This is a genomic window from Streptomyces sp. TOM-9, assembly GCF_056858595.1.
This window is the reverse complement of the sequence record NZ_JBXEQB010000001.1, coordinates 9,625,356-9,645,668: the sequence shown is the minus strand read 5'-3', so window position 1 is coordinate 9,645,668 and position 20,313 is coordinate 9,625,356. Positions and strand designations below refer to the sequence as shown.

Here is a 20,313-nt window from a genome sequence, read left to right as displayed (position 1 = left end):
GCGGCATAGAGTCACGAATCTGTGGGCTGACCTGCGCAGACATGGGTGAGGGCGCCTGAGAGGCGTTTCTCTAGGCGCTGGTGTTCGTGCTGGTCAGCGGGGTGCGGGTTCGAGCGTGATGATCTGCTTCGGTGCGGGGATGCCGAGCTTGGCCAGGAGGTCGGTCTGGGGCTTGGTGAGGGTGGTGACCTGGCGGAACAGGCCGGTGGGGCCGGTGAACGTGCCGAGGTGGAGACGGTCGAGTTCGCGGCGGACGGTCTGCCAGGTGTCGTTGGTGGTGGTCTCGATGATGCGGATCAGCAGCAGGGCGAGCCAGCAAAGGACGACGTGGGCCCGTATCCGTTCTTCGAGCCGGTGGTAGACGGGTCGCAGGTCGATGATCTGCTTCATGTCCCGCCAGCCCCGCTCGACTTCGAGGAGCTGCTTGTAGCCGAGCGCGATGTCCTCGGCGGAGAGGTCCGGGTCGGAGCATCGCAGCAGGTACTTGCCGTCGAGGTTCGCCTTGGCCTTGGCCTTCGCGTGGTCGACGCGGAGCTTGCCGGCCGGGGTGGTGCGGAGGTAGCGGTTGAGGCCGGGCCGGTCGGCGATCTTCCCGCGGAGCTCGCCGCGTTTGAACTCGCTGAGCCGGTCGGTGTCTTCGATCAGGGTCGTGAGCTGGGCGACGAGCTGTTCGCGTATGTGCTGGTCGCGGGTGGCGGCCTCGGGGTTGTGGCAGATCACGAACCGTTCGGTCTCCGAGATCTTCACCTCCTTGACCCGCATGTTCCCGGCGATCTCGCTGTAGCGGCCCTGCCGGGACATGGCGGCCTTCACCTCCGGGCTGCCTGAGCGGAGTTTCTCGCCGACGATGTAGGCGTTGTCTCCTTGGCGGAGGTAGCGGCGGTTGCGTTCGCTGGAGAATCCACGGTCGGTGACCCACACGATCTTGCTGAGGGTCCAGTCCCGCATGTCGTCCTTGACCTGGCGGATCAGTTTCTGGTCACCGGTGTTGCCGGGCCAGGACCAAACGCGAACCGGGATGCCGTCGCGGGTGACGGCCATGCCGATCACGATCTGTGGCAGGTCGTCGCGGGAGTCCTTCGACTTCCCGAAGGTGCGGAATCCGGCCTGGTCAGGGACGTCACCGCTGTCGTCCGGGTCGGTGGGGGCATCGTCGGCGGCGGTCAGGAGGCGGCCCTTGTCGTCGCGGGCGGCGGGCTCGTCGGGCTCCTCCAGTTCGAAGTAGGTGCTGGTGGTGTCGAAGAACAGCAGGTCGACCTCGAGGTTGAGGAGGTTGGCGACCTCGTCGAACACCCGTTTCTCCAGGTCGTCCTGGACTTCGTGGAGCCAGTCCATGGCCCGGTAACAGGCATCGTCGGCGGTGGCGGGAAGGCCGTCGACGTGGACGTCGTGCGTGATCCAGTCCGCGGCGGCCAGCTTCGAGGACGGGGCCAGGGCCCGGTTGGCGACCAGACTGAACAGCACCCGCTCGGTCACCGACATGTCCCGGCGCCTGCCGCGCTTGGGCTGCCCCACCTGCCCGACGATCCTGTCGATCCTCAGCCGCCGCCAGAGATGATCGAGGACGTAGGTGCCGCCGAACGGGACTGACGAGACGAACTCCAGGTCACCCGCCGCGGTCGACGCCAGTGCCTCGCCCGGTTCCAGCAGCCTCGATAGAGACGCGACCAGGCGTTTCACCGCGTCTCGGTCGAGGTCGTCCTCACGGCCGAACGTGAACAGGACCTTCGGGACCGCCCGGCCCTTCACCGGATCCCACTCGTTGTGGGCCAGATGCAGGTACCGGACCGTGCCGGACTTGTTCTCCCGCTTCGTCGTCTTCACGTACACGGCTCCAGACCCTACGGAGCATCTCCAGGTCAGCGCAGCCAAATCCGCAAAATCGCGTCTCTAGGCCGATTCGCCCGTGTCACCAGGCTCTAACCCGCTGACCTGCACCTTCAGCCCAGGAGGGACTCCAGAGCCCCTGAATTACGCGGAACGCAGGTCGTGGGCGGAGCCGGTTACAGGGGTATGCGCAGCAGGTCCCGCAGGACCGCGAAGTCACGGCCCGGGGCCGGGGCCGGGGGCGGGCGGCGGTGTGGCCGCGCGCGGTGCGGGTTCGGGCAGTCGGGTCGCGGGGACGTGCAGGACGAGTTCGGTGCGGGGCTTCACGTCGCATGCCCCGTCCCACGGGTTGCCCGGGGCAGCCTCGTGGGTCAGCCGGACCGCGGGCGTGGCGGCGTCGCGGCAGTGGGCGCAGTGGGCCGGGTCGGGCGCTGCGGGAACCGCCGGGTACGGGTTGGCGGCGTAGTCGGTGACGGCCAGGCGGTGGCCGGGGTGGTGGGTGTAGATGTCGCCGACAACCAGGTCCTCGTGCCGGATCGATCCGGCCGGGGCCAGACGCAGATGCACCGGGTCGTAGGGGTAGGCGTCGTCGCTGGGAGGCGGGGCGCCGGTGACGATGACGGGGGAAGAAGTCGGCGGGTGCGGCAACCATGAGCGGGCTCCTGACCGGGCAGTGGTGGGAGCACCGACAGTGGCGGGTCGACCCGCAACACCCGCAAACCCGGCGCCGCCCGCCGGCTCGCCCGCTCGGCTGACTCACTCGCCGGTACGCCCTGGGCGGCGGACACGCGGCGGCCCGCCCCGGGCGGGCCGGGGGCGGGCCGTAGCGTCACGCAACTCGGTCAGGCACGGCCGCTCTCGTCATGCGGACCCGTCGGAACGCCGTCGCCTCCTGGTTCTGTACTCCCTGGAGGACTGCACAACGCCCCTGGTCGAACTGCGGCGCGTACTGAAGCACCCCTTCGTCAGCCAGATGGCGCCTCGCACGGAACTGACGAGATGATCACCAGCAAACTTGATCGACCCTCACTTGTGCGATTTGGGGACCACCTCCGGTTTCGTGGTAGTGAACTCGCTGGTTTCACCCGCCTTGTGTTGACCGTCGGCGGAGTCATGCTCATATACCGTCGTCGCAGTCTCCGTTGTGGTCTTCACACCCTTATTTGCATCAATTTCGACAGATGTTGCTTTCGTATGCGTGTTGCCGTCGGGGTCTGTCCGCGCCGTCGAGTCAAAGGTGTTCGTCACATTGCCGCGAGTCGCCACCGAATGGACCTCCCTGGTCTTCCCGTCTGCCGAAGTCTTCACAGTTGTATCGACGGATGCAGGGACTTTGCCGAAGCGTTCGAAGTGGGTGTGCCGCTCCGTGCTACCATCCTGGTTTCGACGATCCTCGCGCGTGGTGCGCTCGGTGACGTTTTTCTGCCCGTCACGGCGGGTTTCTACCTGGGTAGTCGTACGCCCATCATTCGATATTCTCTCACTTTTCGTGATGGTGCTTCCATCTTTACCCTTCTCGATAGTCGTCTTGGCGCCGCCCAGCAATTCTTTACGTGTATTTTCTTGTTCTTTCTTGCCGCCGCCCTTGGCCTTCTCACCTTCACCGCCCTTGGCCTTCTCACCTTCACCGCCCTTGGCCTTCTCACCTTCACCGCCCTTGGCCTTCTCACCTTCACCGCCCTTGGCCTTCTCACCTTCACCGCCCTTGGCCTTCTCACCTTCACCGCCCTTGGCCTTCCCTCCCTCACCGCCCGCCCCCTTATCCGACTTTTCGCCGCCCGTCGCAACGCCAGACAGGCGGGTATTTTCGCTGGACCTAGGTTCAGCCGAGCCTTGCTCCCCCCTACTGCTCTCTGCTGGCCCAGTCCTGCCATCCACGTGCTCAGCAGTACCCCCAACTCCCCCGTGCGGTTCGCGTGAAGTTTCTGTCCCGCCACCCAGTTGAGGTCGTTCACCCTGGTGAGATCCTCCGCTTGAATCCGCTCCAGCCGGTGTCTTTGAGCTCGAATCCCGGGCATTATCAGTAGATGAATGAGCCAATTCTGGCCGCTCGGACCGGGTCGCGGAGTCAGTGCTTTGATGAGCCTGCTCTGCGGTGGTTGAGGCCTCCGAGTGACGCTCTGACATCACGACCGCCTTCGGCTAAACTAGACGTGACTTCGCCGCAAAGGAAGCCATCTCAGACGGATCAGCGGAGATCAAGGCCTGCGGAGCCAGTGGACCGGAAGGCAGTGATGCCGGATCAACCACTGACGAAAGCCCCGAGAGCCTGCCATCTCCGACTGCCAATTCCAATTGACTCTCCTGAGTCAGGCCGACCTTCGGGTCGGACCCTCCCTTTTCCAAGGAAGCGTATCCCTCCCCGATCCTCAACTCGCTAGTCGATGCAGACATCGATACAGGCAAGCTGTCGACGTCCATCGAGGAGGCGGAAGTCGGGAAAGGACCCGGACCCAGTCCCGAGGGAAGCCTTGGGCCAGAGTTCGGGTCGAATCGATCAGGCAGTGCAGGCTGCCAGGGCGCCCCCGTGTATTTCCCCTCCATTTCGGATTCTCGGGGAAGTCCGAGGACGGCACCTTTTTCCATGGGGGCGTACCCTTCTACGCCCCGACCGTCCCCGCTCGAGCCAAACATCGACACATGCCTACCGCCGGGGTCCTCCGAGGGGCCCGAACCGTGCGAGAAGTCCATCGTGGCAGGCGTCAGTCCGGCAGCTCGGTCCATTTGCTCCTGGTTTTCCGCTTTTCGCTTACTGTCCTTTTCGGCTGCATCCCTCTTCTGATCTGCGTCCATCCGGTCGCGCAAGCCCATCACAGACCCCCCTCCTTCATTACGCGCGCCAGGATGCGGCGCGTTGTGCGGGGTACCTTGTGGCGGTCGTCCGCGAGCATCTGCTGCTCAAAGCAGAGGCAGACCCGCCGGGCGGCAGTGTCTAGTTTCTGCCTGGCTTCTTCCGGCGCGTCTTCGGTTGGGAACTCGACGAGTTCGTATGCGGCGTCCTGGCAGACGTCCCAGGTGCGGACGCGCCGTTTGTCTTCGGAGGCGCCGTCGTTCTGGTCTGCCTCGCCCCATGCCGGGTGGTAGCGGTGGCTGGCGACCAGGTCGGCCACCGCGGACCGGTAGAGGCACAGCGGCGGGTCCTGGGTGCAGACGAGGTGGCATGCCGGATACGGTTCGAACTGCCGGGCGTGGAGGCGATGCACGGTCTGCTGGAGAGCGGTCACGAGGGTGGTGGCGTTCTGGCCTCCGGCGTCAAGTTTGTCTAGGAGCAGGGTGCGCATTCGGTCGCGCAGTTCTGCCGTGTCGTTGTAGGTCCAGGAGCGTTGAGCGCCGCGCCGGGTTGCGAGCCAGTCGGTTCCGTGGCCGATGTAGGCGCGCAGGAGGTCGTTGGTGGAGACGGTGGGCGGGCGCCGGGATCCGATGGCTGTGGTCAGGTCGTCCCAGAGGCGGTCCAGTGCACCGGGCTCATCGACCGTGGTGGTCACGATGCGCGAGAGATTGCTCTGTACGTATTCGTCGCTGGCGAGGATCCGGGCGGTGTCGCAGGCTGCGGGTGTCCGGCATGTCTCGGGGCAGTAGGGGCGGGGCCGGAAGAGTCGGTCGTAGGAGTTGTTGTCCCTCCAACGCTGCATGTGGGCCTGGACCTGGTGGTCTGGCGGGGGTTGTGGCGAGAGAGGGTCTTTCACTGCTGGTACGCGCACCAGCAGGGGGGCGTCGTCGCCGCCGCTGAAAACAACGGCATGCCCGACCGCGAGGGTGGTCAGCGCTTTGGCCTGGAGTTCGTCCATGGCCATGGCGCCGGCCAGGGCTGCACGGTCGTCTGCGGAGATGATGCGGTGAGCGATCTTCAGGTTGGTGTTTTTCATGACGTCGGGGGCGAGCCGGACGGGGATCTGGTCGGCGATGACTACTCCCTGGCCATAGGCGCGAATCTCCGATAGCAGGTTGGAGAAGGTTTCCACGGCCTGGCCGCGGGGGTTTGCGGTTTCTTCGGAGGATTGGGTGTCTACATTGGCCAGTAGTCGGTGGGCTTCTTCGATCACGAGGAGGTGCACCAGATGAGGCCGTTGTCCTTGCGCCCGGCGGTGTTCGACAAGGCGAATGAGTAGCAGCCCGATGAAGAACGCCTTGTCGCTGTCATCGCCGAGTGCTTCCAGTTCCACGACTGTGGGTGTCTCGAACAGCACCGCGGTCGGCAGGGAGTGGGAGACGTCGAGCATCGCGCCCTTGGCTCCTCTGCGGAGGGCCTGCAGGCGGGTGACCAGGGCGGCTCGCAGGTCGCTGGCGATGCGGTCCTCGTAGCCGAGGGCGGGGATGACCTCGCTGACCTTGGCGACCAGATCGGACAGGCTGGGGAAGGCATCCGTGGCATCGGATGCTGGCATCTCGTCCAGGCGGGTGTTGGTGTTGGTGCGCAGGTCCCAGCCTCGGTCGGCGTACACCTCGTGCAGACATTGCTCGAGGATTTGCGGCAGCGGGGTCCACATGCCAAAGGACGCGGTGAAAACAGCGCGGAGCAGGTCGAGGTGCTCGCTGACGGTCGTACCTGCGGGCACCTCGAAGGGGTTCAGGACGAACGGGCCCACAGTGGTCTTGCCGACGGTGAAGATCTGCACATCCCGTCCGAGCACCGGGTGGGAGATCAGCGAGCGGTATTCGGCCTTGGCCGGTTCGATGACCAGGAACGGAACGCCGTGGTCGCTGGCTTCCAGCAGCAATCCCATGATCGTGTTGGTCTTCCCCGAGCCGGTGGTCCCCGGGATAAAGACGTGCCGGGTCAGGGACTTCAGCGGCACCTCGTACCGGCCGCCGGTTGCCCGGTGGTGGTCCAGTACCTGTCCGACGAGCAGGTGCGGCTCTTGGGGGTCCACCGGCGGGGTATCGAGGTCGAACCGCGGGACGGGGCTGATGGCAAAGCCTGGGGTCTCCATATTGGGCAGGTGCACGTACGCCGCGAGCTGTGCCGAGGTGAGCAGCGTCTGGGCGGCATAGGGGTGCCGGTAGGCGTTCGGGCCTGGCTGCTCTGGGTCGTCGGGCAGCGCCCATTGTGCGGCGAGGTCGGCGACTGCCGGGTGTGCGATGGTCCGCACGGGTTCGGGCACGGATTTCGCGCCGGAGAATACGGCCCGCCATGCGCCAGTAAGGGCTGTCAGGTCATCTGGCTGTGCACCGACCAGGTAGACGGCCGCGCGCCAGCCGCCGCGGGCCTGCGCATCGGCGAGTGCCGTCAGCCGGGCTTTGAGCAGCAGCAGGTAGTGCTCGGCCAGCGGACTGCTAAGGCCCATGGCCTCTACGGCAGCTGACACTTTGCGCATCTCGTTGAGTACCTGGTTGCGGTCGGCGCTCAGCGCCGCCGCGCTGACGGGCTGGGCCATGACGAGCGCCGCCCAAGACCGGCTGGTGACGGATCGCAACAGTCGGTCCACGGGAAGAGATCCATCGCGGGGGTCGACCTTCGCCTCTCCGGGCATGCCCAGGGCCAGCGCACCGTGGGCGAGGCGCGGTGTGGCCACCCCTGCGGCTGCCAGGTCGACGGCTGGGTAGCAGCCGTCGAGCACCGCCAGGAGCGTTGTCAGCCGTGTGTCGGGCCCGGGGGCGTTGCTGTCGTCGGCGGTCCAGGTGCCCAGGCGGACCGACAGACCGTGCCCGCTCCCGTCGAGCAGGAATGCGACCGGTGTGTTCGCGCCGGCGAGTCCGACGAGCAGGGGCAACGTGGGCGGGTCGGCCCCGGTCTCCTCCGGGCGGGCGGCGTTTTCCGGTGAGGCCAGCTGGGCGGGCGCCCGGATCGGCTGGCCGACGCCGGTCAGCCGCACTATCCGCCGCGCGGCCATCGGTACCCCTATGCAGAGGGTGCCGGGCAGTGGGGGAGCCAGGTGCAGCCGCTGCAGGTAGTCGACGGCTTCCGTGGTGACGGGGTCGATGGTCATCTTAGGCCTACGGTGTCGGCCATCCTGGGGGCGGCCCGCCGGTGTCGTGGCAGCCTGATATCACAAGGCTCACGATTCCACCGACAACGATTAGTCCGATGATGATGACGAACACCGTAGCCAGTGTCTGGAGGCCTTTGTAGGATTTGGCACGCACCTGAGCGCTCGTGCTGAGGTTCGTGACGTTTTCAACTTGCAAAGTGCCGTCACGCCAGCGCCCATGGACACGCACTTCATCGCCATTGCTTACTGAGCCGCGGTAGGAGAGTCCTCGCATCTCCACTGGGATGGGTACGAGCTTGTTTCCATCAGCGTCAAAACGCTCGACGCGGAATTGCCAAATATCCCTGTGCCCTTCGCCCCAAGGCTCTTGCCGCGATGTAAAGCCGCGCACTACACCCATGAACTCGGTTTCTCTCGAGGGCTTGGTGGTCCTCGGAGAGTCCGACGCCGTCTGATCGGTACGGTCGGAATCATGCGCGGTGCCATGGGGTGTATATCCCGGTTCATGCCGCAGCGGTCCGGTTGACGCAGGAGGTGCGTGGCAGGTCGGGCAGGTACTGGCGCCTACCGGGACCGGATCACCACAGGTTCCGCACGGCTGGGTGAGCGTTGTCCCGCACTGACTGCAATACGCAGCGTTGGCGCGGTCCTCGTAACCACACGATTGGCAGCGCATAGGCGAGCTCCTCAGTTCCACGCTAGCCCACGATGTGGCGGTCCGCGATGCTGATATCGGCGGCGCGGGCCAGGCCGCCGGAAGGAGTGCGGGCCGGACCTTGCCGCCCCGCACCGGGCGCTGCGTGGGCAACGCGCGGCACGGGGGCCCGACCGTGGCGGCGAGCTTGGTGGGGGTGGTCAGTGGCCCGGGCAGGAACTGTTCCCCGCTGCGGCCAAGGGGATGCCGCAGCCCGGGCAGTACCCGCGTTGGTAGTCCAGCAAGAGCCCCGTGGGTACGAACCGGACCGACCGGAGACCGTTGGAGGCATAGATCACGCCCTCGACGTCGATAGCGACCCGGGTCGGGTCCAGCGGGAAGCTCTGGTGAAGGTGGGCGATGCCCGCGGCGACCCGGTCGCGGGTCTGCACGATCGGCTCGCCGTGCGGCGGCAGCGTCCACCCCTTCCCGTGCTCGAAGACTTGCGTGACGTACGCGTCGGTGTCGGGGGCGGCCACGGGCAGCAGGCACGCCGCGGTGGCGAGGAGCTCGGTGGCGACCCGGCGGCCGGGCATGTCCTCGAAGACGGTGCCGTCCACGGGGATCGGGGCGTACGTCAGCGCCGTGTCGGTGACGTCCAGGCGCAGGGTGTCACCGGCAGCGGGCGGCTCTATCTCGGTGAGCGTGTCCAGGACAGCGCGTAGCGCGGGCGTGCCGTGGGAGACGTCGGTGCGGGTCAGTCCGCCCGGGTAGCGGGTGGTGAGGTCGGTGAATGACCACCGGTTGCGGCCGGCGGCGTAGGCGGGGTGGAAGGTGACGCCGATGGGGCGGAGCTTGTTGTCGGCGTGGGCGAGGCGGATGGCGGTGGCGGCGGTGTAGCGGAGGAACGCGGCGGTGGCCATGGTGCCGTCGTGGACGTGGTACTCGCGGGCACGGCGTTGGAGGCGCGCGGTTTCCTTTTTGGAGGTGGGCTTGTCCAGGGGGCCGGTGCGGTAGTGCGAGCCGTGGTCGGCGGCCTCGCGGGCGGCGAAGGCGAGGTCGTGGAGGGTGAGGAGTTCGGTGTCGGTGAAGCCGGGCAGCCAGCGGCGGCGGTGGGCGGCGTCTTGTGCGTGGATGGCCAGGACGTGCAGGGCGGTGCGGTCGTCCAACGTGATCGGGTCGCGGGCGGGTTCGGGGGCGAGCAGTGTCACGGGGGCTGGTTGCTGTTCGTGGCTGGTGGTGGCGGCAAGGGTCTGAGCGAGGTCGGTGTCGCTCAGGTCGATCAGGTTCGGGGTGCCGCGGTTGAAACGGACCTCGGCGTTGACCGGGTCGTACAGGGTGCGGCCGTTCAGGTGGTGGGTGGGCACGGTCACGGTGACGACGTGGCGGCCGGGCGCAATAGCGGGCAGGCGGCGCCCGAGCGCGGTGACGGCCAGACGGTGCAGGTGAGTGACGTCCATCAAGAGGGGCTCCAAATCAGATAGGGGCAGGCCGGAGGCAGGACAGGAAGGGGTGGTGAACGGCCCGCCGGGGCGCAGGGCTGTCGGTGGGCGGGCAGGCACGGCCGCATCCCGCCGTAGTGGTGGCTGGGGACGGTGGATGCGGCCAGCAGAAGACGCGGGCGGGGCCGCACGGCTGGCCCGCCAGGGGATCGGAGAGGGATCCACACCGGGGTGCGGGGCCCGGCCCGCTGTCCTGAACACTGCCGGGCCCGGGGCCAACACCCGCAACCCCGTGTGTGCCGCCTGCTCGCCGCCGCCCGGTCGGCCGCTGCCGGTCGAGCCCGGACAACAATGGCCGCGACCCACCCCCGGGAGCAGGGGTGGGCCGGTCGGTCGTCGCGGGGCCGGATGGCGCGGTCAGGAGGGCTCGGTGTGAGCGTCGCCGGTGCTGTACGCGACGGTGCCCGTGGTCAGGTTCACGGTGAGGAGGGAGTCGCAGCCGATGTCGGAGTCGAGTTCGGACAGGTCTCTCAGCCAGTCGTCGGCCGGCGTCGCTTCGATCGTGGTTTCGGTGATTGTGCCGTCGGTGTGGTGGAAGCGGGCTCCGTGCTCGTCGTAGCGCAGGCCGCTGCGGTAGTCGGCGGCGGCAAACTGGACGTGGGTGAGGGGCTCGGCGCTCATGTCGCCTTCGCTGACGGCCTGCTGGATGACGTCGCGCAGGGCACGGACGAGCGCTGTTTCGGTGTTTCGGACCAGGGCCGCGCGTAGGTCGCTGTTGTTCAGGGTGGTCAGGGCGGCGTCACGCGCGTCGTTGTCGGCGAACAGACGCTCGAGGAGCTGTGCGCGCTGCTGCCGGGTCATGAGGGCTGGGTTCAGACGGTCCAGCTCGAGCCAGGGCTCGCCTGGCACGCGGGACACGAGGTCCCAGTGCGGGTACTCCGCGGCGTGCGCTTCGGCCAACTCACGGCTTGCGGCGGGAAGGAAGCAGGGGGCGAAGGTGACAACTGCCCAGTCTCGCGACCCCTCGTCCGCTGCGTCCGTCTGCGGGGATCTGGCGATGCCGGGGGTCGCGGTCGTTTCGTTCATGGTGCTGGGCGCTCCTGGACGTGTTGGTTTGGGTGGGTGCCTGTGTCGGCGGTCCGGGGTGACGGTGACTTAACCGGGCCCAACTCCCGCAACCTCGTGGACCGGTCCGAACAGCCGACGGCCCGGCATCGGACGGCGGCGGACAGGGAACGGCTCCCCCGGACCCGGGCTCTGGGTCGGGGGGAGCTGAGGCCAGCACAGGATCGAAGGGCTTAGACGGCTGTGAGGGCGCTGAACAGGCCGGTTTGAACGGCCGTCGGGCGCGGCTGGGCAGCCGGGGCTGCCTGCTGCAGGTGGCGGGCGATGGTCCACCGCGCCCACTCCTCCCGGACGCCCCGCATCCCCTCGATGAAGAGGTGCCCGGCAGGAACTTCGTGGACGGTGCCGTCGAGCCACAGCCACACCTCGCTGTTGGGCAGTCCGGGCCGGGTGATCATGGCGAGGTGGTGGATGTCGCCCCAGCCGGGGTGTAGTCCGCCGGGCCGAACCCACGTCCAGGTGCCCGGGCGGATGTCGCCGGGCCCGGCCGGGATGTGCCGGTAAGGGGGCTGCTGGCGGCAGGCCCGCCGGGGCTTGACCGGGTAGTAGTGGCTCGGTGGGTAGTGCGGCGGCCTTGGCGGCGTCGGCTGCGCGGGCGGCGACGGCCTCGGCTGCGGTGTGGCAGCGCGGGCCGGGGTGCCAGCGGAGGGGCCACGCGTCTCCCACCAGGTGGAGCTTCCGCAGCCGCACTGACCAGGTGTCAGGTACGAGGCGGCGGTCTCGCACGGCCAGGGCGCCGCGCACTGGCGGCAGGCCCAGGTCGCTTCGCGGGTCTGCGGGGGGTGTGCGTCGGGGAGCCGGACGGGGTGCATCGCGCTGTCCCTTCCTTCGGGGGTGGCTGGAGTCGATCGGGCGGGGATGCCTAGTGGCTCGGCTCGGATGGTCGACCAGGTAATTGATCGGCCATCGGTCTCCCGGCAGGGTGTCTCCAGGAGCCGTCGCGGCACACGACCTCGACGCCCGGATGCTCGCGCAGCCACGCTTCAAGCGTGTCGGCCGTGCGGTCGGGCAGCACGTCGATCCGCTCATGGGTCTCGGCGTCGATCACCACGGTGGCATAGCGGTGCCGCCGGCGCAGGGCGAAGTCGTCGATGCCGATCACACGAGGCGTCCGCCCGGTGGGCAACGGGATGCGCAGCAGGGTGCGCAGGGCCGTGTGACGGGACAGGCCCACCGCGAGTATCGCCAGCAAACGCGCTCCCGCTCGGCCCGCTAACTCTTTGACCACGGCCTTGACCTGCGCGGTCAGACGGGGCGTGCGTCGCTGGTATCGCTCCAGCACTCCGGGCACCTGTTCGCGGAAGGTGTGGCGGCAGCCTCGCGTGGGGCACACCAGACGCCGCACCCGCACACGGACCACCACCCGTCGCCCCCCCCGACCGGAACGTCGGCGACCGTCCGCCAGTGATAGCCGTGCACCCGAACTGACGAGGCCCCGCACACCTGGCAGACCGCGGTGTCCAGCGGCGTCCGGGCCCGCACCACGATCCGCTCACCCTCGTCGGCCACATCCTCCATGACCAGCGGGAACAGACCCGAAAACACCATCTGCACAAGCTCGTTGACATCCATCATGTGAAGGTCAACGACCTTCGCAACTCTCTGTCACCACCGAATGTGAGACAGGGCCGAACGTTTTACACTCCCATCACCAACAAGCTCGACCCTTACGGAACTTGATCAAGCCCTGGTCGATAGCCGAGCTGATGCCCCCACCGACTGGCGCCGAAGCCTTGAACGCCACCGTCAAGGTCGAACTGATCGAGCATCAGGGGCCGTAGTGGGACGTCGACGAGGTCGAGCGGGCCGTCTTCCCGCGTCCGCGTCGTACAAGAATAAACGTCTCCGCCCCACTCTCGGCTACGCGCCATTCGACGAGTACGAATACGCATACTGGGCGCGATTGAAGGAACCTACCCCCGCAGACCGCCTCATCACACGATCGCCGACTCTACGAAACGCGGGGCAGCTCACACAGTCGTACTCTGAGAAAAGGCCCGTGGTTTTCTGTTCTGGCGGCCACTGCTCAGGGGACCAGGATGCGCCAAGGGGACGGGTAGGGGATCGAGGCGGGACTGGCCGCAAAGTCCGGTTTGATCTTTCCGCACCTCGACCAACCCCTTGCAGCTGCGGTCGAGGGAGGCGTTGCGCGTAAACAGTATTGTCGATCTAGTCGGCCGGATCAGACCGTCGAGTAGGGGCCAACCCAAACCCTCCACGGTCAAGGCGAGCGATCACGGAGCCGCGTTCCGGCCCAAGCTCTTGTAGCAGTCCAAGCAAGTGCGTGGATCTCGTTCATGTAGTTCAGCGTGCCTGCATCGACCACTGTGATTTCTCAAGGGACCCAGCTGATGGGGAACTCTCACGACGTCTTGACCGCCGAACCGGCCGGCAATCCAGCCACTCTCGCCATATGCGAACGACGCTTCGCCGAAGTCCTGGCCGACATCGTGCACACCGAACACGTATCAGTCGACAGCCACTTCTTCAACGACCTCGGCGCAGACTCCATGCTTATGGCTCGATTCTGCGCCCGAGCACGCAAACAAGCCGACCTGCCACCAGTATCCATGCCGGACATCTACAAGCACCCCACAATCCGAACGCTCGCAGCCGCCCTCACCAACGACGTCTTGACCGCCGAACCGGCCGGCAATCCAGCCATACTCGCTACACGCGAACGACGCTTCGCCGAAGTCCTGGCCGACATCGTGCACACCGAACACGTATCAGTCGACAGCCACTTCTTCAACGACCTCGGCGCAGACTCCATGCTTATGGCCCGATTCTGCGCCCGAGCACGCAAACAAGCCGACCTGCCACCAGTATCCATGCCGGACATCTACAAGCACCCCACAATCCGAACGCTCGCAGCCGCCCTCACCGACACCAAGCCCGACGCCAAAGCCAGGCCCGCCTCGCAGCCGGCGACTCCGGCAGCTCCCATTGCGCCGCCGAGGCGGGCGCGCAATGCCGAGTACGTCCTCTGCGGGGCGTTGCAGCTCCTGTTCCTCTTCGGCTACCCCGCCCTTACCGCGATCGTCGCGGTGAAGGGCTACGAATGGGTCTCGGCCAGCCCGAACCCGGTCGACATCTACCTGCGGGCGGTCGCGTACGGCGGCGCGATGTTCCTCGGCCTTTGCGCCCTCCCGATCCTGCTCAAGTGGGTGCTCATTGGCCGGTGGAAGCCGCAGCAGATCCGCGTCTGGAGTATGGCGTACTTCCGCTTCTGGCTCGTCAAGACCCTGGTCCAGCGGAACCCGATGGCGCTGTTCGCCGGTTCACCGCTCTACGTGCTCTACCTGAGGGCACTGGGCGCGAAGGTCGGTCGCGGCGCCGTGATCTTCTCCAGGTCCGTGCCCGTGTGCACCGACCTGCTCAGCATCGGCGACGGCACGGTGATACGCAAGGATGCGTCCTTCAACGGCTACCGGGCCCACAACGGCATCATCCAGACGGGCGCGGTCAGCGTCGGCAAGCACACGCTCGTCGGGGAGATGACGGTGCTCGACATCTGGACCTCGCTGGGTGACGGGTCCCAGCTGGGGCACTCCTCATCGCTGCACGCCGGACAGACCGTGCCCGACGGGGAGCGCTGGCACGGCTCCCCTGCGCAGCCGGCCGACGTTGACTGCCAGCGGGTCCCCACGATGGACGTCAGCACCCGGCGACGGTGCGTCTTCGCGACCGCGCAGCTGGTGAACCTGCTTCTGGTGGGTACGCCGCTGACGTTCGTCATCGTGGTCCTCGCGCTCACGAAGGTCCCGCAGCTCGTCACGTTGTTGGACGCGGGACCGCTCTCCCTCACGAGCGGGGCGTTCTACCGCGACAACGCGCTGGTCATATCCGCCGTGCTCTTCTTCGGCGCCCTGCTCGTCAGCCTCGTCTTCGTGGGAACCGTTCCGCGCGTGCTGAACCTCTTCATCAAGCCGGACAAGGTCTACCCGCTGTACGGATTCCGCTACTGGATTCACCGCGCGATCGCCCGCACGAGCAACAGCAGGTTCCACATGACTCTCTTCGGTGGCACCTCCTACATCGTCCACTACCTGCGTTGGCTGGGCTACGAGCTTCGCGACGTGCGGCAGACCGGCTCGAACTTCGGCGAAATGGTCAAGCACGACACCCCGTTCCTCAGCGCGGTCGGCAGCGGAACCATGGCCGCGGACGGGCTGTCCATCATCAATGCCGACTTCTCGAACACATCGTTCCGACTGTCCCGTGTGTCGATCGGGGCAGAGAACTTCCTTGGAAACGTGATCGCCTATTCCGCGCAGGGCAAGACGGGCGACAACTGCCTCCTCGCAACGAAGGTCATGGTTCCCGTCGACGGACAAGTACGGGAAGGCGTGGGCCTACTGGGCGCGCCGAGCTTCGAGATCCCCCGGTCGGTCAAGCGTGACAAGCAGCTCGAGGTGGAGAGCAAGGACGAGCTGCGCCGCCGCCTGCGGGCCAAGAACATCTACAACACCATCAGCATGACGCTGTTCCTGCTGGTGCGCTGGATCCTCATCTTTATCGTCACCGTGCTCTACCTGGCCGCCATCGACCTCTGGGCCTCCCTGGGCGTGCTCGCGTTCGCACTGGCCACCGCCGGGGTCTTCGTTTTCACCGTCGCCTACAACGTCCTGGTCGACCGGCTGGTCCGGCAGTTGCAGGCCTTGCGGCCGCAGGGCTGCTCGATCTACGACCGCGCCTTCTGGCGGCACGAACGCTTCTGGAAAGTGAGTTCCCTCGCCTATGTCCTCGTCTTCAACGGCACCCCGCTCAAGAACGTGATCTGGCGGCTCCTGGGTATGCAGATTGGCCGCAGGGTCTTCGACGACGGCCTCCGCGTGCCCGAGCGGACGTTCACCACGATCGGGGACGACTGCACCCTCAATGCGGACACCATCATGCAGTGCCACTCGCAAGAGGACGGAGGCTTCAAGTCGGACCGTATCGTGATCGGTGCCGGCTGCACGCTCGGTGTCGGCGCATTCGTCCACTACGGCGTGACAATGGGCGACGGCGCGGTACTTGCCACCAGCTCCTTCCTCATGAAGGGCGAGGAAATGCCAGCGCACGCACTGTGGGGCGGGAACCCGGCCAAGAAGATGCGCGGGCAGTCGGCCGACCTCCAGGTGCGCACGATCAGCCGCGGCGACGGCGCCGCCGTGCCCGTCCACGGCGACTGACACCCGGCGAAAAGGAGAAATGAGATGTCGATCTCTTCCCAGACAGCGCTGCCCGAGGTGGACCTGCAACCCGGCAAGCCGCCGATCCTGCACACCAAACCCGCCGACGACGCGGTGCGCTGGGCAGCCGAGAACCGCGCGGCGCTGCCCGCGATGATGGCCGAGCACGGATCGATCCTGATCCGCGGCCTCGGGCTGCGCGACGCGGCCGAGACCGTCGCCGTCTTCCACCAACTGGCCCGCACAGGTCTGATGACCGAAAGAGAGGCCTTCGCCTCCCGGCAGGCCTACGCCGAGGGCGTGTACTCCTCCTCGAAGTGGCCGCCGAGCCAGCCGATGTGCCTGCACCACGAGCTGAGCTACCGGCTCGAGTTTCCCGGCCTGATGCTCTTCGCGTGCCTGTCCGCACCCATCGAGGGCGGGGCGACTGGTGTGGCGGACTCGACGGCCACGCTCGACGCGCTGCCCGGCGACCTCGTCGAACGGCTCGAGCGGGAGGGCTGGATGCTCGTCCGCAACTACAACGAGGAGATCGGGACGTCGATCGCCGAGGCATTCGGCACCGAGGACCGTGACGCGGTCGAGAGCTACTGCCACGCCAACGCCATCGAGTTCGAGTGGCGATCCGATGGAGGGTTGCGCACCTGGCAGCGCCGCAGCGCGGTGGTGCGGCACCCGGTCACCGGTCAGCGCTGCTGGTTCAACCAGATCGCCTTCCTCAACGAGTGGACGCTCGACCCCGAGGTGCACGAGTTCCTCATCGACACCTACGGCGCCGAGGGGCTGCCGTTCACCACCCGCTTCGGGGGCGGCGACCCGATAGGCGAGGACGTCGTGCAGCTGCTCAACGAGACGTACAAGGCCAACACCATGCGGGAGCCCTGGCAGGCGGGCGATCTGATGCTCGTCGACAACATCCGCAGCGCACACAGCAGGGAGCCCTTCACCGGACCGCGTGAGGTCCTGGTCGGGATGGTCGACCCGGTACGCCTGGCCGACTGCTCGCCGACCGTCAAGGTGAACGTCGGATGACCACGTCCCCCGTGCGACCGTTCGCGGTCAGCTCCGGTGCCCACGTCCACCGCGCGAGCCGTCGAACCCCCCGCGCCCAGCACCCAGGCGATCCCGGCCCTGCCCTCGGAGACCAGCCGGCGCAGGGCAGAGGGCTGGGATCCTCGGCTGCCAGGCAAAAGTGAGAGAAAGAAACCGCCGAAATGATCAACCGATTGCCGGACCTCGTTGCGAGGTCCGCCCAACGCAACCCCCGCGCGCCCGCCCTGACCGCACGGACGACCACGATCTCCTACGCCGATCTGCACGAGCGGATGGAGCTCGCGGCCAGCGGCCTAAGCGACCTCGGCCTCAATAGTGGCGAGCGCGTCGCGGTCTTCCTCGAAAAGAAGATCGAGACCGTCGTGGCAATGCTCGCCTGCTCGCGGGCCGGTGGCGTGTTCGTCCCGGTGAACCCCGTGCTGCGGGCCGGGCAAGTGAGGCACATCCTCGACGACTGCACCGTGCGCGTACTGGTGACCTCCACAGACCGGCTGCACACCCTGCGCGCCCAGCTCGCCGCCTGCAAGTCACTCTCCCACGTCCTCGTCCTGGGCGACTCGCTTGCTGATGACGCGGAAGCCCCTTACCGCGTGCTCCCCTGGTCGAAGGTCGCCGAGCCCCCAAGCCAGTCCGCGTGTCCTGCGACGGGCGGCGTCGACACGGATGTGGCCGCGATCCTCTACACGTCGGGGAGCACCGGGCCCCCGAAGGGCGTCGTGCTGTCGCACCGCAACCTCGTCGCCGGCGCGGAGAGCGTCAGCGCTTACCTGAACAACACGGCAGAGGACCGAATCCTGGCCGTCCTCCCACTGAGCTTCGACGCCGGACTGAGTCAATTGACGACCGGCTTCTGCGTCGGTGCCCATGTGGTGCTCGCCAACTACCTGCTGCCGGGTGACGTCATCCGGCCGTGTGTGGAACACCGCATCACCGGGCTGGTGGGCGTACCGCCGCTGTGGATCCAGCTGGCAGCCCAGACGTGGCCGTCCGAGGCCGTGACCGGGGTGCGCTACTTCGCAAACACCGGGGGGCGGCTCCCGCGTGTTACCTTGCAACACCTGCGAACGATGTTCCCGAACGCAACGCCATACCTGATGTACGGCCTCACAGAGGCGTTCCGTTCCACCTACCTCGATCCCCGGGAGGTCGACCGGCGGCCCGATTCCATCGGCAAGGCCATCCCGAACGCCGAGATCCTCGTGGTCCGGGAGGACGGCGGCCTGTGCGGTCCGGGAGAGCCGGGTGAGCTGGTGCACCGAGGTCCGCTCGTCGCGTTGGGCTATTGGAATGACGCAGAACGCACGGCCGAGAGGTTCCGGCCGCCGCCGAACCGCCCGGTCGAGCTGTGTACGCCCGAGCTGGCGGTCTGGTCCGGCGACGTCGTCGTCCGCGACGAGGAGGGCTTCCTGTACTTCGTCGGACGGCGCGACGACATGATCAAGACGTCGGGATACCGGGTCAGCCCGCAGGAGATCGAGGAAGTGGCGTACGAGACCGGCCTGGTCCACGATGCCGTCGCACTCGGCCTCGAGGACGATGCACTTGGCCACCGGATCGTCCTGGTCGTGACACCCTGCGACCCCGCCGGCTTCGACCCGGCCGCGATGACCGCACGCCTGCGGCAGGAACTACCCGGCTACATGGTGCCTGCCGATGTGGTGGCCCGGAGTGTCCTGCCCCGATCGCCGAACGGCAAGTTCGATCGGGCACTTCTTCGCCACGAGCTCACCGCCTCCCGCACTCGGGAGCCCGCGTGACCGCAGGCGCCTACGCGCACCCCCACGATCAGCCGGTCCGCGATCGCCGACGGCATGCTCCACATCGGCAGCCTCCCGGTCGGGTCGCTCGCTGAACGCGCCGGTCCCACTCCGGTCTTCCCCGCAGGCCGCCGGGTCTGCACGACCGATGAGGAGAAGCCAGCATGACTCGCTCGCCAGAGATCTCGCAGGCGATTTTCGAGGACGTCAAGGCCGTCGTGGTGGTGACGTTGGACATCGAGGACCTGGCCGATGACCTCGAGCCGGAGACGGGACTATACGGCAATCTTCCCGAACTCGACTCGCTCACCGTCGTCAAGCTCATCGTCGCATTGCGGAAACGGTTCGATATCGAGATCGAGATCGACGAGATCATCTGTCAGACCTTTGACACCCTCGGGCAGCTCGCGGCCTTCGTGGAGTCCAAGGTGCGCTGAGAGTCGCTCCGCGGCGTCGAGCACCAGACGCGGATCCACCGTCCGGATCGGGACGCGCGAAATGCCATTGGATCTCCTTCCCTGCACGGCCTGGCTTTCACCGGCAGGCAAGAAGGAGGCCCGTCTTCGTATCGGCAGGTCGCCCGCGCACCGCGGCACCTCCACGCGCCAGCGTGAACAGGTCGCCCGGGGTCTGCACCACCCGCCGGCAGCAGCGGCTTCTTCAACTGCTGGCACACAGGATGCACTTCATGGGGCACCGCCTCCAGCCGGAGCCTCTCCCCCACCCGCCCACACCGCACCGGACCGGCGCAGGCGGCCAGCACACCAGCATCCGGCAGCTGAAGTCATCAGATCCCTTCTGCAGCTTGGCTGCAGGAGGTACCCGACACCCCGCTCGCCAGAATCCGTCCCGGCCTAGCCGGCCACGCAACCGCTGTACAAAGGGGCGTCCAACACGGTAGCCAGTTGCTGCTCGCGCTCGGCACCGTTGCCGTCGTCAACGCGCTCACGGCGCTGTCCGCCGCCCTGCCCCTCATCGCCGCCGTGTGAGGCGGAGCCGCACCAGCCGTCCTCTACGCCGTCACCGCCACCGCGGGCGGCGGGAGTCTGGACGGCGGCTGGGCGGTACCGATGGCAACCGACATCGCCTTCGCGCTCGCAGTCCTGGCCGTCCTGTCCACACACCTGCCGGCCCCGCTGCGCGCGTTCCTGCTCTCCCTGGCTGTCGTCGACGACCTCGGCGCGATCCTGATCATCGCAGCCTTCTCCACCTCCAACCTCGCTACTGGGCGCCGGCCGGTGCGTTCACCAGACTCGTCGTCGTCTAGCACCGACCGAAGAGGCCGCGCTCGAGCGGTTCGCCGAGTTCGCTGGTGCCTGGGCAAGAAGTACCCGGCGATCGTTCGGCTCTGGGAAGTCGGTTTCATAC

Annotated in this window: 12 protein-coding genes and 3 pseudogenes; 5 read left to right on the top strand and 10 right to left on the bottom strand. The window is 67.2% G+C overall.

What is annotated here, in order from left to right; genetic code table 11:
- Positions 1 to 93: 93 nt before the first annotated feature.
- The 10 genes and pseudogenes from AC1VWI_RS44030 to AC1VWI_RS43985 form a co-directional block, all read right to left on the bottom strand.
- On the bottom strand, positions 94 to 1,830 hold the full coding sequence (locus AC1VWI_RS44030) for an IS1634 family transposase (protein WP_499516625.1): 1,737 nt from the start codon (positions 1,828 to 1,830) through the stop codon (positions 94 to 96).
- Positions 1,831 to 2,043: 213 nt separating this feature from the next.
- A complete protein-coding gene (locus AC1VWI_RS44025) occupies positions 2,044 to 2,475 on the bottom strand; it encodes a hypothetical protein (protein ID WP_499516624.1) in 432 nt (143 codons plus the stop codon).
- 378 nt (positions 2,476 to 2,853) lie between these two features.
- Positions 2,854 to 3,705: a hypothetical protein gene (locus AC1VWI_RS44020; RefSeq protein ID WP_499516623.1), complete on the bottom strand. Its 852-nt coding sequence runs from the start codon at positions 3,703 to 3,705 to the stop codon at positions 2,854 to 2,856.
- Between the two features lie 932 nt (positions 3,706 to 4,637).
- The gene (locus AC1VWI_RS44015; protein ID WP_499516622.1) at positions 4,638 to 7,754 is read right to left on the bottom strand and encodes an ATP-binding protein; all 3,117 of its coding nucleotides are present in this window, start codon (positions 7,752 to 7,754) and stop codon (positions 4,638 to 4,640) included.
- Positions 7,755 to 7,761: 7 nt separating this feature from the next.
- A complete protein-coding gene (locus AC1VWI_RS44010; protein WP_499517078.1) occupies positions 7,762 to 8,157 on the bottom strand; it encodes a hypothetical protein in 396 nt (131 codons plus the stop codon).
- A 153-nt stretch (positions 8,158 to 8,310) separates the two neighbouring features.
- A pseudogene (locus AC1VWI_RS44005) lies at positions 8,311 to 8,433 on the bottom strand (double zinc ribbon domain-containing protein); the annotation flags it as partial.
- 179 nt (positions 8,434 to 8,612) lie between these two features.
- Entirely contained in the window at positions 8,613 to 9,851 is a 1,239-nt protein-coding gene (locus tag AC1VWI_RS44000; protein ID WP_499516621.1) for a hypothetical protein, read from the bottom strand.
- A gap of 399 nt (positions 9,852 to 10,250) precedes the next feature.
- The gene (locus AC1VWI_RS43995; RefSeq protein WP_499516620.1) at positions 10,251 to 10,919 is read right to left on the bottom strand and encodes a hypothetical protein; all 669 of its coding nucleotides are present in this window, start codon (positions 10,917 to 10,919) and stop codon (positions 10,251 to 10,253) included.
- Between the two features lie 212 nt (positions 10,920 to 11,131).
- Positions 11,132 to 11,356 (bottom strand): hypothetical protein, encoded by a 225-nt coding sequence (locus AC1VWI_RS43990; RefSeq protein ID WP_499516619.1) that lies wholly within the window; start codon positions 11,354 to 11,356, stop codon positions 11,132 to 11,134.
- 533 nt (positions 11,357 to 11,889) lie between these two features.
- A pseudogene (locus tag AC1VWI_RS43985) lies at positions 11,890 to 12,533 on the bottom strand (ISL3 family transposase); the annotation flags it as partial.
- Between the two features lie 797 nt (positions 12,534 to 13,330).
- Between AC1VWI_RS43985 and AC1VWI_RS43980 the strand changes: the two are divergent.
- The 5 genes and pseudogenes from AC1VWI_RS43980 to AC1VWI_RS43960 all read left to right on the top strand — a co-directional run.
- Entirely contained in the window at positions 13,331 to 16,135 is a 2,805-nt protein-coding gene (locus tag AC1VWI_RS43980) for a Pls/PosA family non-ribosomal peptide synthetase (RefSeq protein ID WP_499516618.1), read from the top strand.
- Between the two features lie 24 nt (positions 16,136 to 16,159).
- Positions 16,160 to 17,167: a TauD/TfdA family dioxygenase gene (locus AC1VWI_RS43975; protein WP_499516617.1), complete on the top strand. Its 1,008-nt coding sequence runs from the start codon at positions 16,160 to 16,162 to the stop codon at positions 17,165 to 17,167.
- 182 nt (positions 17,168 to 17,349) lie between these two features.
- Positions 17,350 to 18,945: an acyl-CoA ligase (AMP-forming), exosortase A system-associated gene (locus tag AC1VWI_RS43970; RefSeq protein WP_499516616.1), complete on the top strand. Its 1,596-nt coding sequence runs from the start codon at positions 17,350 to 17,352 to the stop codon at positions 18,943 to 18,945.
- Between the two features lie 164 nt (positions 18,946 to 19,109).
- Entirely contained in the window at positions 19,110 to 19,382 is a 273-nt protein-coding gene (locus AC1VWI_RS43965; protein WP_499516615.1) for an acyl carrier protein, read from the top strand.
- A 519-nt stretch (positions 19,383 to 19,901) separates the two neighbouring features.
- A pseudogene (locus AC1VWI_RS43960) lies at positions 19,902 to 20,165 on the top strand (Na+/H+ antiporter NhaA); the annotation flags it as partial.
- Positions 20,166 to 20,313 lie beyond the last annotated feature (148 nt).